Raw genomic sequence first — 13,292 nt, forward strand, 5'->3', positions numbered from 1 at the left:
ATGCCGAGCCGTTCGCAAGCAATGTCACGATTGTTGGGTGCCCTGGAGGCCGCTGGCTTGTCAGCCAAGGTGGTGATTGAAGAGGGCACCGCCGGGATCGCCTCACCCGTGCGGCTGGCCACCGAGTGGACCGGCTTCACCGTTACCGCACCCTGGGGCCAGTGCTACGCCAAGGTCCTGCATGACGACATGCGGGCGCTGATCGACATCGAACGTACCGCCCGCGCTACGCAGTTGGCGGCGGATTGCGACGTGACACCGGGCGTGCGCCTGGTGGACGCTGCGGCCGGGGTACTGCTACTGGATGCGTTGCCAGCCGATGAGTGGCGTTGGGCACGGCTCGATGAATTGATGCAACCCCAGCGCCTGCAAGCGCTGTGGACCTTGAAGAAACAACTGCACGCCGGCACCTCGCCGGGGTTCACGCGTTCACCGTTGCAGGATATCCAACACCTGCGCGAGCTGTGCGCCCGCGATGGCGTGGCCTTGCCGGCGGATCATGCCTGGATCAGTACCTGCATTGACCTGGCCTGGACCGCCCTGCAATTCACCGCCAGCCCTCCAGTGCCGCTGCACGGAGATGGCGTGGCGAGTAACGTGCTGATCGGTCCGAATGGCGCCTTGCAGCTGATCGACTTCGATTACGGCGGCTGTTTTGATCCCTGGTATGACGTGGCCATCAGCCTCAATGAACTGTACTCATTCGAAGCCCAATGGCGCGAAGGCATCACCGCCTGGGCCGGCCACTGCCGGGAAAGCGATTACGCCCGCTGTCGGCTGTACGCACTGATCAACGATTGGTACTGGACCCTTTGGGGCCTGTGGGTTGGCGCCACCTCAGCGCGACCACTGGAATTTTCCAAGGTCGGGCAGTGGACGCTGTTGCGCTGCCGGCAAAGCCTGCAAGACCCACGGTTCGAAGGTTGGCTGCGTCAGGTTCAGGAGGAACAAGGATGAAAGCATTAGGTGAGGGTTGCACGCCCCAAGAGTGTCAGCTGGAAGCAGCGGTGCGCGGCGTCGCCGATTGGGGCGGCAATGGCATTCGCTACGAGCCGGTCAGTGGCGGGATTTCCAACAGCAATTGGCGGGTGGAAGTGGCCGGGGCGGACACGGCGTATTTCTTCAAGGTGCCCGGTGTGGGGACTGAAATGTTCATCGACCGCCGCACCGCCCATGACGCCAGCGTCAAGGCCGCGCAGACCGGTTATGGCGCGCCGGTGTTCGCCTTCCTCGAAGAGTTCGGCGTGGAAGTGTTCGAGTTCATGGAAGGCTGGCGCGCTTCATCCAACCACGACTTCCTCGACCGCGACATACGCCACAACGCGCTGCACGCCCTCAAGGCCTTCAACGACCAGCCGCCGCTGGTACAGACCAAGACCGTGTTCGACATGATTGCCGAACACCAACGCCAGGTCGAACAACTCAACGGCTGTAAACCCGACGATGACGCCTGGCTACGCCGTCAGAGTGATCGTGCACGCGGCGTGTTGCAGGCCTCCGGCATGGACCTGGCGCCGTGCATGAACGACACCCTGGCGGGCAATTTCATGCTCAACGACCGTCGTCAGATTCGCCTGGTGGACTTCGAGTACGCCTCCAACAACGACCGTCATTACGAACTGGCCTTGTGGTTCGGCGAGATGTTTTTCACCGATGAGATGGAACTGGCGCTGATCGAGGACTACTTCGGCCAGGTGACCGCGCAAAACCTCGCACGGATCAAATTGCACAAGGCACTGGCGGACATCAAGTGGTCGACCTGGGCGATGGTTCAGCACGCGGTGTCGCAACTGGATTTCGACTTCTACAAATACGGCACTTGGAAGCACATGCGGGCCCGCAGCATCATCAACGATTCACAATGGGAAACCTGGCTGAGACAGGCTTGAGCCTGCGCCATTACCACAATATGCATTGAAAAGTAGTCACTTTGGCGCTGGTTGGCGCTCACGTTTTCACTGCTTGATTTTTGTTTGATCACACAACAATCCGATCCAGAAATTCAAGGAGCACACAACCTCATGAAAACCGATACCGCACCCCCTGGACGCCTGAAGAGTCAAATCTTCGGCGTGTATTTCTTTTTGTTGCTGATGCTGGCGTTATTCCCGCCGCTCTACTTGAGCGTCAGCGCCAGCACTGTGCTGGTCCTGGGCATTCCACTGCCGATCTTCTACTGGATCGCTATTGCCGTGCTCGCCGGCCTCGGCCTGTGGGCGTTGTATCTCGCCGAGCTGGCGGCGGGCGAACTGCCGGAAGAGGGGGAGGGGCAATGATCAGTACCGCCACCGACGCCAACCTCTACATCACCTTCGGCATCATCGGCCTGTTCCTGGCCGGGATGATCGCCGTGCTGTACGCCACCAACCGCGAGAGCACCAGTTTTTCCGATTACGCCGTAGGCGGGCGCTCCTACGGGCCGTGGTACATCGCCATGTGTTACACCAACTCCTGGTGGCCGGGCTCGACCTTTACTGCGTTTTTCGCCCTGACCATCGGGGGTGTCCTGGGCTTCTACGGCATGGTCTATGCCACCCTCGGCGTCACCGCCATGTACCTGATGGCCCGTCGCGCCTGGACCTGGGGCCAGCGTTTCAACCTGCGCACCCAACCGGATTTGCTGGGCATGCGCTTCAACAGTCCTGCGGTCAAACGCGTGGCTTCGATCATCGGCATCATCTCAGTGTTCCCGTGGGTGGTGATGGGTATTCAGGCCCTGGCGATGCTGTTTCAATTCGCCAGTTTTGGCCGTTGGGGCGTGACCACCTGCCTGCTGGCCGGTGTCGGGGTGGTGCTGGTGCGCCAGTACTGGACCGTGAGCATGGGCATGCGCGGCTTGATCATGACTGACATGTTCCAGGGCTTGATTGCCTATGTCCTGTGCGCGGCACTGTGTGTGTTCCTGCTGTTTGGCGATCAGGCGTCGTTCTCCAACCTGGCCCATTTGCCGGCCAAGATGCTGCTGGTGCCTGGCGACAGCGGCACCGGTTACGGCCCGCTGTACATGTTCAGTCTGATTTTTACCGGTGTTATCGGCTCGATGTGCTGGCCGATGAGCTTCCAGCGTATCTACACCGCCAGCGGTGTGCGGGCGGTGAAGAAGGGCACGCTCTACACCATTCTGCTGGTGGGCGGTTTCTACGGGATTCTGATGCTGTTCGCCGCCGCCATCAGCCAGGACCCCAACGTACTGGCGAACCCGCAACAAGGCTGGTTCCTGTCGTTGTTCGACATCGGCGGGCCGTGGTTGCTGGCGCTGGCCATCGTCATCGTGCTGGCGGCAAGCATTGGCCACGTGGATGGTTGCGTACAGGTGTGCGGCACCCAGTTCGCCAATGACTTGGCCACCTGGAACACCCCACGTACCGACCGGCAACTGACCCTGCTGGCCAAGTCGGGGATGGTGGTGTTTATCGTCGCTGCCTCCATCCTGGCCTACCTGACCTTCGACTACTCGCGGTTGCAGTTGCTGGCGCAGATTTCCTACCAGGGCATCATCCAATTGGCGGTACCGCTGTTCTTCGGGATCTTCAGTCGCCGCGGCAACAAGGAAGGCGCGATTGCCGGGATGCTCGCGGGGATCGTGGTGGCGATTGTGCTGACGACGATGTACCCGGATGACATTCCCGGCCTGGGCTCGTTGACCAGTGGGATTGTCGGGTTGGTGGTCAATGCCGTGATCTTTGTGGCGTGTGCGTTGGCGATCAAACCCAGCCCGGCAGAAAGTGCGCGGGTGCAAAACCTGTTCGACATAGCGGCCCCCGGTCGCAAGGTGCCGCTGGGCGCCACGCCGGTGATGAACTGAAAACAAACCTCAACACAATGGGTATCACATGGCACTGGCACTGTTCGACCTGGATGAGACCCTGATCAAGGGTGACTGCTCAACCCTGTGGAGTCGGGAAATGGTCCGCCTGGGTTGGGTCGATGGTGCGTTGTTCATGGAGCAGGACACGCAATTGATGAGTGCCTACTGCGAAGGCAAGTTAGCGATGGAGGACTATATGGCCTTCAGCCTGGTGCCCATGGCCGGGCGCCGGGAGAGTGAGGTGGCGGCGTGCGTGGCGGACTTTATCCGGCGGGTCATTGCCCCGGCGGTGTACCAGGAGGCCCGCAAAACCATCGACACCCACCGCGCCATTGGCGACCGGTTGCTGGTGATTTCGGCGTCCGGTGCGCATTTGGTCAAACCCATCGCCGCGTACCTGGGCATCGATGACGTGCTGGCCATCGACCTGGAAACCGAAAGAGGCTGTTTCAGTGGCTGTACCCGAGGTGTGCTGACGTACCGTGAAGGCAAGGTCACGCGCTTGATGGAATGGTTGCAGGCCGAGGGCGAGAGCCTGGAAGGGGCAAGTTTCTATTCTGACTCGCGCAACGACTTGCCGCTGCTCAGCCAGGTCAGCCAGCCGTATACGGTGAACCCGGATCCGGTGTTGCGGGCCCATGCTCAGGCGGCGGGTTGGCCGGTGTTGAGTTGGGGTTAGGCGTCGTTCTGGCGTAAGCGTTTGTACAGGGTGTTGCGGCTGACACCCAGTTCCCGGGCGAGGTGGGAGATGTTGCCGCCCACCGCTTTCAATCGCTGGTTGAGGTCCAGGCTGTCATCCGGCAGTTCGTTGGGTGACGGCGGGGCGGACAGGTTCAGGTCGACAAAAAAATCATCCGGTAAATGCTCCACCCGCACCGGCTGGTCCTCGGCCATGGCCAGTGCCACCTGCATCACGCTGCTGACCTGGCGCAGATTTCCCGGCCACGGATGCTGTTCGAACAGTGCCAATACCTCCTGACTGAGCCCGGCCCATTGGCTCGGTTCACGGTGTTGCGCCCACAACTGCTTGAACAGTGCCTGTTTGTCACTGCGCTCGCGCAATGGCGGCAGTTCCAGGGTCAGGCCGCCGATGCGGTAATACAGGTCTTCGCGAAAGCGGCCGATCTGCACCTGTTCACGCAGTGAGCGGTTGGTGGCGGAGATGATCCGCAAGTCCACCGGGAATACCTCGCTGCTGCCCACTGGTTGCACGCAACGCTCCTGCAGTACCCGCAGCAAACGCGCCTGGGTGGGCAGCGGCATGTCGCCGATCTCGTCGAGAAATAGCGTGCCTTTGTCGGCCTTGCGGATCAGGCCGATGCTGCCTTTTTGGTTGGCGCCGGTGAACGCGCCTTTTTCGTAGCCAAACAACTCCGATTCCACCAGCTCGGCGGGGATCGCCGCGCAGTTGACGGCGATGAACGCTTGTTGGCCGCGGGAGCTGGCTTGGTGCAGGGCTTTGACGAACACTTCCTTGCCGACCCCGGTTTCGCCGTGGATCAGCAGCGGGATGTCCTTCTCCAGCAGGCGCTCGGCCTGGCGCACAGCTTTTTCCACACGGCTGTCACCGAAGTGCAAGGTTTTGAGGTTGATCGCCGTAGGCGTTGGCTCGGCTTTTTTCGGTTCGGCAAACACCCGGGCCTGGACCGGCACCTGCTTGGGGCGTTTCAACAGGCACTGAAAACGGTTGCGGCCTGCGGCCTGCAGCGAAAAGGGCAGGCCCTCGGGTTGATTGAGCAGTTCCAGCAGCGAGACCTTGAACAGGCTGTCGATCATCACCCGCGACAGGCTGATGCCCAGCAGGTTGTCGGCACGGCGGTTGGCTGACAGCACCTGGCCGCTTTCATCGAAGATCAGCAGGCCGGCCCATTGGCTGTCGAGGTTACTCAGGCCGGTGTTGAAGGTCAGTTGGAAGTGCTCACCACGAAACAGGTTGAGGATCAGCCGGTTCTCTACCGTCTGGCTCATCATCTTGACCATGCCCAGGGTGTGGGAGGGCGGCAGGTAGCTGTCGCTGGACACATCCAGCACCGCAATGATCTCGCGCTGGGCGTCGAAGATCGGCGCTGCCGAGCCGGTCATGAAGCGGTTGGCCTTGAGGAAGTGTTCGTCATGCTCGATATGCACCGCCTGGGCACAGGCCAGCGCGGTACCGATGGCATTGGTGCCACTTGCGCGCTCCTGCCAGCTGGCGCCGGCACTGAAGCCACGGGCCAGTTTCGGCTCGATAAAACGTTGGGTGCCCCAGGATGTGAGGACCTGGCCTTGATTGTCGGCCAGCATGATCAGACAGTTCGAATTGCTGAGGATATTTTCGTAGTAAGGCAGGACTTCCTGATGGGTGGTCTGCACCAGGGAGTGCTGGCTTTCCAGCAGTTGGCTGATGCCTTCGGCAGGCAGTTGATCGAAGCTTGGTGGGCTCTGATGATCCAGGCCGAAGGCGCGGCAGCGGCGCCAGGAGTCCTGGATGATGGTGTCGTGAGCCAGCGGTGAGGCAGGAGCAGCCATGGCGGTCACCCTCGGTTTTATTGTTGTTATGGGGGCAAAAAGTCCATTCAGTGTTGTTCAGAACTGTTCATTGTCAACCCGGCAGTTGTTCAATTGTTCAGCACCCTATGTTCATTTCTGTTCAGGAGTGAATTCACCTTTTTGCCCAATTCATTGATCCGCCTGAGTTTTAAGCTTCTGGCACGAAACTCGCTCTGCCCTTTCGCCAGCACTCTTCCAATAATAAAAAAGGGCGTGTCATGTCATTGACCCTGGAACATGTCACTCGTGTTGTCGAAGGCCAGACCTGGATCGACGACGCCAACCTGCGTTTCGAGGCCGGTTCCTTCAACGTCCTGCTGGGCCGCACCCTGTCCGGCAAGACCAGCCTGATGCGCCTGATGGCCGGCCTGGACAAGCCTGACAGCGGGCGCATCCTGATGAACGGCGTCGACGTCACCCAGCAACCGGTGCGTCTGCGCAACGTGTCGATGGTCTACCAGCAATTCATCAATTACCCGACCATGACCGTATTCGAGAACATCGCCTCGCCGTTGCGTCAGGCTCGGGTTTCGGCCGAACTGATCCAGAGCAAGGTGCTGGAAACCGCAAAGATGCTGCGCATCGAGAAGTTCCTGCAACGCCATCCCCTGGAGCTGTCTGGCGGCCAGCAGCAGCGCACCGCCATGGCCCGGGCGCTGGTCAAGGATGCGGAGCTGATTCTGTTTGACGAGCCGCTGGTAAACCTGGACTACAAACTGCGCGAAGAGCTGCGCCAGGAAATGCGCGAGCTGTTCAAGGCGCGCCATACCATCGCGATCTACGCCACCACCGAGCCCAACGAAGCCCTGGCCCTGGGTGGCACCACCACGATTCTCCACGAAGGTCGGGTGATCCAGAGCGGCAAGGCCGCCGAGGTCTATCACCAGCCGCAAACCGTGTTGGCCGCCGAGCTGTTTTCCGAGCCACCGATCAACCTGATGCCGGGACGAATCAGTGGCAATGAAGTGAGCTTCGCCAACTTTGTGCACTTCCCGCTGAACGTTGATCTGCGACCCATCGGTGACGGCGAGTTTCGTTTTGGCGTGCGCCCCAGCCATATCAGCCTGGTACCGAGCAACGATGATGATTTGGAACTGGCGGTGACCGTGGAGGTTGCGGAAATCAGTGGTTCGGAAACCTTCCTGCATGTGCGCAGCGAGCACTTTCTGCTGGTGCTGCATTTGCCAGGGGTGCACGAGTACGACGTCGATGCACCGATTCGTATCTATATCCCTACCCACAAACTGTTTGTGTTCGATGGTCAGGGACGTTTGGTCCAGGCGCCCGGACGACGTGTCGCGAGGGTTGCCTGATGGCCGAGATCCATTTGCAGAACCTGGCCCATAGCTACAGCCCTACGCCAGTAGGCCCGGAAGACTACGCCATTCGCGAAATGAACCACGTCTGGGAGCAGGGTGGCGCCTACGCCTTACTCGGCCCCTCAGGCTGCGGTAAGTCGACCCTGCTCAATATCATCTCCGGCCTGCTTAGCCCCTCCGAAGGCCAGGTGCTGTTCGACAGCAAGGTGGTCAATGACCTGACCCCGGAGAAGCGCAACATTGCCCAGGTGTTCCAGTTCCCGGTGGTCTACGACACGATGACGGTGTTCGACAACCTGGCGTTTCCCCTGCGAAATCAGGGAATGGCTGAGGCGAAAGTCCACAGCAAGGTGCAGGAAATCGCCGAAGTCCTCGACCTGCAAAGCTTGTTGAGCAAAAAAGCCCGCAACCTCACCGCTGACGAGAAGCAGAAAGTCTCCATGGGCCGCGGGCTGGTACGCGACGACGTCTCGGCGATCCTGTTTGACGAGCCGCTGACGGTGATCGACCCGCACCTGAAGTGGAAACTGCGGCGCAAACTCAAGCAGATCCACGAGCAGTTCAACATCACCATGGTCTACGTCACCCACGACCAGTTGGAGGCCTCGACCTTCGCCGACAAGATCGCGGTAATGTACGGCGGGCAGATCGTGCAGTTCGGCACGCCCCGGGAGCTGTTCGAGCGGCCGAGTCATACCTTTGTCGGTTATTTCATCGGCAGTCCTGGGATGAATCTGATTGAAGTGCAGGCCGAGGCGGGCGGTGTGAAGTTTGCCGGTACTCATCTGGCGTTGTCCGAGACATTGCAGCAGCGGATCGCAGAAATGGACTACACGAAGCTGCAGGTCGGCATCCGCCCGGAGTTCGTCCATGTGTGGGACGAGCCCTATGCCGACGCGCTGCAAGCGCAGGTGGTCCACATCGAAGACCTCGGCACCTACAAGATCATGACCCTGGACCTGGATGGCGCGCTGCTGAAAGTGCGCCTGGCAGAGGATAAACCGGTGCCCGAAGGCCGTGCGTCCATCAGCTTTCCGGCGCAATGGTTGATGGTGTATGCCGATGACTATCTGCTGGAGGTGCTGCCATGAACAAGGTGCAGAACAACAAGGCCTGGTGGCTGGTGTTGCCGGTGTTCCTGCTGGTGGCCTTCAGTGCGGTGATCCCGATGATGACCGTGGTCAACTATTCGGTGCAGGACATCTTCGACCAGTCCAGCCGCTATTTTGTCGGTGCCGACTGGTACAAACAGGTGCTGCTGGACCCACGGCTGCATGACTCGCTGCTGCGCCAGTTCATTTACTCCGCCTGCGTGCTGATCATCGAGATTCCCCTGGGGATCGCCATCGCCCTGACCATGCCCACCAAGGGCCGCTGGTCGTCGTTGGTGCTGATCGTAATGGCCATCCCGCTGCTGATCCCGTGGAACGTGGTGGGCACCATCTGGCAGATCTTTGGCCGGGCCGATATCGGCTTGCTCGGTTCCACACTCAACGCCATGGGCATCAGCTACAACTACGCGGCCAATACGATGGACGCCTGGGTCACGGTGCTGGTGATGGACGTCTGGCATTGGACGTCCCTGGTGGCCCTGCTGTGTTTCTCGGGACTGCGGGCGATTCCGGATGTGTACTACCAGGCAGCACGGATCGATCGGGCCTCCAGTTGGGCGGTATTCCGACATATCCAGTTGCCGAAGCTGAAGAGTGTGCTGCTGATCGCGGTGATGCTGCGTTTCATGGACAGTTTCATGATCTATACCGAGCCGTTTGTACTGACCGGCGGCGGGCCGGGCAATGCCACCACCTTCCTGAGTCAGACCTTGACCCAAATGGCCGTAGGGCAATTCGACCTGGGCCCGGCGGCAGCGTTTTCCCTGGTGTACTTCCTGATCATCCTGCTGGTGTCCTGGCTGTTCTACACCGCCATGACTCACTCCGACGCCAATCGCTGAGGCCGCCATCATGACTAAACGCAAGCTGGTGCCGCTGCTGATTTACATCCTGTTCTTGCTGGTGCCGATCTACTGGCTGCTGAACATGTCCTTCAAGAGCAACACCGAAATCCTCGGCGGGCTGACGCTGTTTCCCCAGGATTTCACGTTCGCTAACTACAAGGTGATTTTCACCGACCCCAGTTGGTACACCGGTTATCTCAACTCGTTGTACTACGTCAGCCTGAACACGGTGATTTCCCTGAGCGTGGCGCTGCCGGCGGCCTATGCGTTTTCGCGCTACCGCTTTTTGGGGGACAAGCACCTGTTTTTCTGGTTGCTGACCAACCGCATGGCGCCACCCGCAGTATTCCTGCTGCCGTTCTTCCAGCTGTATTCGTCCATCGGCCTGTTCGACACCCATATCGCCGTAGCCCTGGCCCACTGTTTGTTTAACGTGCCGCTGGCAGTGTGGATCCTTGAAGGGTTCATGTCGGGAGTGCCCAAGGAAATCGACGAAACCGCCTACATCGATGGCTACAGCTTTCCCAAGTTCTTCGTGAAGATTTTCATCCCGTTGATTGGCTCGGGGATCGGTGTGACGGCGTTTTTCTGCTTCATGTTTTCCTGGGTCGAACTGCTGCTGGCGCGAACACTGACGTCGGTGAACGCCAAGCCCATCGCGGCGGTGATGACCCGCACGGTCTCGGCCTCCGGGATTGATTGGGGTGTGCTGGCCGCCGCCGGGGTGCTGACCATCCTGCCGGGCATGCTGGTGATCTGGTTTGTTCGCAACCACGTGGCCAAGGGCTTTGCCCTGGGCCGGGTCTGAGGAGTCGATGATGGAATGGATGGCCTGGACCACCCCGACTGCACTGTTCTTTGTCGCCATTGGCCTGTTGCTCACGGGCATGACCACTTGGGAACTGCGCTCGCCGAGTATTCCCCGGCGCGGCTTTTTACCGATCACCACTACCCGTGGTGATCGCTTGTTTATCGGTCTTCTCGGAAGCGCCTACCTGCATTTGCTGGTGATCGGCGTGACTGGCTGGAGCATCTGGGTGGCGTCCGCGCTGTCTCTGGTGTGGCTGTTGTCTGTGATGCGCTGGGGCTAGTGGCCGGGTCTGGCATCCCCATCTGAACTTAACCAGGAGGTCTCTATGTTCGATAAAAACAATAAGCTGCGACATAGCATTTCATTGGCCGCCGTACTGGCCCTCAGCGGCCTGAGCGCCACGGCCTGGGCCGATGCTTACGAAGACGCCGCGAAAAAATGGATCGGCAGTGAGTTCAAACCGTCGACCCTCACCGAAGCCCAGCAGCTCGACGAGTTGAAGTGGTTTATCAAGGCGTCCGAGCCGTTTCGTGGGATGAAGATCAACGTGGTGTCGGAAACCCTCACCACCCACGAGTACGAGTCCAAGGTGCTGGCCAAGGCCTTCAGTGAAATCACCGGAATCAAGCTGACCCACGACCTGCTGCAGGAAGGCGATGTGGTGGAAAAGCTGCAGACCCAGATGCAGTCCGACAAGAACATCTATGACGGCTGGGTCAACGACTCGGACCTGATCGGCACGCACTTTCGCTACGGCAAGACCGAATCCATCACCGACCTGATGGCCAACGAGGGCAAGGATTACACCTCGCCGACCCTGGATATCAAGGACTTCATTGGTATCTCGTTTACCACTGCACCGGACGGCAAGATCTATCAATTGCCCGACCAGCAGTTCGCCAACCTGTACTGGTTCCGCGCCGACTGGTTCGAGCGGCCGGACCTGAAAGCCAAGTTCAAGGAAAAGTACGGCTACGACCTGGGCGTGCCGGTGAACTGGTCGGCCTACGAGGACATCGCCAAGTTCTTCAGTGAAGACGTCAAGGAAATCGACGGCAAGCGCGTCTACGGGCACATGGACTACGGCAAGAAAGACCCATCCCTGGGCTGGCGCTTTACCGATGCCTGGTTCTCCATGGCCGGTGGTGGCGACAAGGGCCTGCCTAACGGCCTGCCGGTGGACGAGTGGGGCATTCGCGTCGAGGATTGCCATCCGGTGGGTTCCAGCGTGACCCGTGGTGGCGATACCAACGGCCCGGCGGCGGTGTTTGCCACGCAGAAGTATGTCGACTGGCTGCGGGCCTATGCGCCACCGGAAGCGGCGGGCATGACCTTCTCCGAATCCGGCCCGGTGCCGTCCCAGGGCAATATCGCCCAGCAGATCTTCTGGTACACCGCGTTTACTGCCGACATGACCAAACCCGGCCTGCCGGTGATGAATGCCGACGGTACGCCGAAATGGCGAATGGCGCCGTCGCCGCGTGGGCCGTACTGGGAGGAGGGCATGAAACTGGGGTATCAGGACGTGGGTTCCTGGACGTTTCTCAAGTCCACGCCTGAGAAGCAAAAACTCGCGGCCTGGCTCTATGCGCAGTTCGTGACCTCGAAAACCGTATCGCTGAAGAAAACCATTGTGGGTTTGACGCCGATCCGCGAATCCGACATCAACTCCCAGGCCATGACCGACCTGGCGCCCAAATTGGGTGGGTTGGTGGAGTTCTATCGCAGCCCGGCGCGGGTGCAATGGACGCCGACCGGGACCAACGTGCCGGACTATCCACGCTTGGCGCAGTTGTGGTGGAGCCATATCTCGGAAGCCGCCAGCGGCGAGAAGACTCCGCAACAGGCGCTGGACGGTCTGGCCAAGGATCAGGACGCCATCATGACGCGCTTGGAGCGCTCCAAGGTGCAGCCTGTTTGCGGGCCGAAGATGAACCCCGAGCGGGATGCGCAATACTGGTTTGATCAGCCTGGGGCACCGAAGCCGAAGCTGGCGAACGAGAAACCCAAGGGCGAAACGGTCAGCTACAACGACTTGCTCAAGTCGTGGGAGGCCGCGCGTAAGTAGGTGTGCTCTGTAGCCGCTGCCGAGGTACGAGGCTGTGATGCGGTCCGCAGGACCTCCCTCTTGGGGTCGCTTCGCAACCCATCACAGCCTCGAGCCTCGGCAGCAGCTACACATCACACATCAGGTCAATGCTGCCAGACGCTCGATGGTTTCCGGAAACTTTGCCACCAATCGGATCAATGTCGCCGCTTGGGCATTCGGTGTTGCCCGCCCTTGCTCCCAGTTCTCCAGTGTCCGTGTGTTGGTCCGCAGGTACATGGCAAATACCGACCGGGACAGGTTCAGTTGTTGACGCACTGCCACCACTTCCTCGGCGGTGAGTGGCGCCAGTTTGTTCAGGTGTACCTTGTGGGTGCGCAGGGTGACTTTGCCCTGGCGTTCATCTGCCAGGGCCTCGAAGCCTTCGATCAATTCGGAAAAGATGTCACGTTTCATGGGGTGTTCTCGCTTTGATTTCCCTGTCCAGCATCTGTTTGAGGGCTTTTTTGTGAGATGGGGTTAAATCGTCCTGCTCATGTTTGCCGTACAAGGTAAACAGCCAGAATTGTGTGCCGCCTGACCACCAGTAATAAATGACCCGCAGGCCACCGCGTTTGCCCTTGTTTCGTCGCTCATCAACAAAGCGAACCTTGCGTAGCCCGCCAGTCCCCTCGATCACGTCGCCCGCTTGCGGGTTTCTCATCAACTCTTGTTGAAACCGTGAAAAAGCTCGTCACTCAGATAGTCCCTGCGATACCGCTCAAAGGGCGGCAGTTCTATAAATAGAGCATTCATGTTCTGTACGTAGCCTGCGTATAGTT

General features: G+C 59.8%; 13 protein-coding genes and 1 pseudogene. 11 read left to right on the plus strand and 3 right to left on the minus strand.

Features of this window, described 5'->3' with window-relative positions; translation table 11 throughout:
• The 5 genes from HKK55_RS07705 (at window position 1) to HKK55_RS07725 (ending at window position 4,487) form a co-directional block, all read left to right on the plus strand.
• Entirely contained in the window at window positions 1–957 is a 957-nt protein-coding gene (locus tag HKK55_RS07705) for an aminoglycoside phosphotransferase family protein (protein ID WP_169354102.1), read from the plus strand.
• Entirely contained in the window at window positions 954–1,889 is a 936-nt protein-coding gene (locus HKK55_RS07710; RefSeq protein ID WP_169354103.1) for a choline kinase family protein, read from the plus strand. The genes HKK55_RS07705 and HKK55_RS07710 overlap by 4 nt, the downstream gene beginning before the upstream one ends.
• Window positions 1,890–2,021: 132 nt before the next feature.
• Window positions 2,022–2,276, plus strand: a complete 255-nt coding sequence (locus HKK55_RS07715) for a hypothetical protein (RefSeq protein ID WP_169354104.1) — start codon at window positions 2,022–2,024, stop codon at window positions 2,274–2,276.
• Entirely contained in the window at window positions 2,273–3,805 is a 1,533-nt protein-coding gene (locus tag HKK55_RS07720; RefSeq protein WP_169354105.1) for a sodium:solute symporter, read from the plus strand. Before HKK55_RS07715 ends, HKK55_RS07720 begins: the two co-directional genes overlap by 4 nt.
• 28 nt (window positions 3,806–3,833) lie before the next feature.
• On the plus strand, window positions 3,834–4,487 hold the full coding sequence (locus tag HKK55_RS07725; protein ID WP_169354106.1) for an HAD family phosphatase: 654 nt from the start codon (window positions 3,834–3,836) through the stop codon (window positions 4,485–4,487).
• On the opposite strand, the gene HKK55_RS07730 is transcribed toward HKK55_RS07725, so the two are convergent.
• Window positions 4,484–6,316 (minus strand): sigma-54-dependent Fis family transcriptional regulator, encoded by a 1,833-nt coding sequence (locus HKK55_RS07730; protein WP_169354107.1) that lies wholly within the window; start codon window positions 6,314–6,316, stop codon window positions 4,484–4,486. The two genes, HKK55_RS07725 and HKK55_RS07730, sit on opposite strands and share 4 nt — an antisense overlap.
• Before the next feature lie 239 nt (window positions 6,317–6,555).
• Here HKK55_RS07730 and HKK55_RS07735 point away from each other — a divergent pair, with 239 nt between their 5' ends.
• The 6 genes from HKK55_RS07735 to HKK55_RS07760 are packed head-to-tail and all read left to right on the plus strand — an operon-like array spanning window position 6,556 to window position 12,492.
• The gene (locus HKK55_RS07735) at window positions 6,556–7,650 is read left to right on the plus strand and encodes an ABC transporter ATP-binding protein (RefSeq protein ID WP_169354108.1); all 1,095 of its coding nucleotides are present in this window, start codon (window positions 6,556–6,558) and stop codon (window positions 7,648–7,650) included.
• Entirely contained in the window at window positions 7,650–8,747 is a 1,098-nt protein-coding gene (locus HKK55_RS07740) for an ABC transporter ATP-binding protein (protein ID WP_169354109.1), read from the plus strand. Before HKK55_RS07735 ends, HKK55_RS07740 begins: the two co-directional genes overlap by 1 nt.
• Entirely contained in the window at window positions 8,744–9,610 is an 867-nt protein-coding gene (locus HKK55_RS07745) for a carbohydrate ABC transporter permease (protein WP_169354110.1), read from the plus strand. Before HKK55_RS07740 ends, HKK55_RS07745 begins: the two co-directional genes overlap by 4 nt.
• A gap of 10 nt (window positions 9,611–9,620) precedes the next feature.
• Window positions 9,621–10,421 (plus strand): carbohydrate ABC transporter permease, encoded by an 801-nt coding sequence (locus HKK55_RS07750; protein WP_169354111.1) that lies wholly within the window; start codon window positions 9,621–9,623, stop codon window positions 10,419–10,421.
• A gap of 10 nt (window positions 10,422–10,431) precedes the next feature.
• A complete protein-coding gene (locus HKK55_RS07755; protein ID WP_169354112.1) occupies window positions 10,432–10,704 on the plus strand; it encodes a DUF2160 domain-containing protein in 273 nt (90 codons plus the stop codon).
• 45 nt (window positions 10,705–10,749) lie between these two features.
• On the plus strand, window positions 10,750–12,492 hold the full coding sequence (locus tag HKK55_RS07760; RefSeq protein WP_169354113.1) for an ABC transporter substrate-binding protein: 1,743 nt from the start codon (window positions 10,750–10,752) through the stop codon (window positions 12,490–12,492).
• Window positions 12,493–12,612: 120 nt separating this feature from the next.
• Here the strand turns inward: HKK55_RS07760 and HKK55_RS07765 are convergent, their stop codons facing one another.
• The gene (locus HKK55_RS07765) at window positions 12,613–12,927 is read right to left on the minus strand and encodes a DNA-binding transcriptional regulator (protein ID WP_169354114.1); all 315 of its coding nucleotides are present in this window, start codon (window positions 12,925–12,927) and stop codon (window positions 12,613–12,615) included.
• A pseudogene (locus HKK55_RS07770) lies at window positions 12,917–13,266 on the minus strand (toxin). Before HKK55_RS07770 ends, HKK55_RS07765 begins: the two are co-directional and overlap by 11 nt.
• Window positions 13,267–13,292 lie beyond the last annotated feature (26 nt).

This window comes from Pseudomonas sp. ADAK18, from assembly GCF_012935695.1.
Classification (GTDB): Bacteria; Pseudomonadota; Gammaproteobacteria; order Pseudomonadales; family Pseudomonadaceae; genus Aquipseudomonas.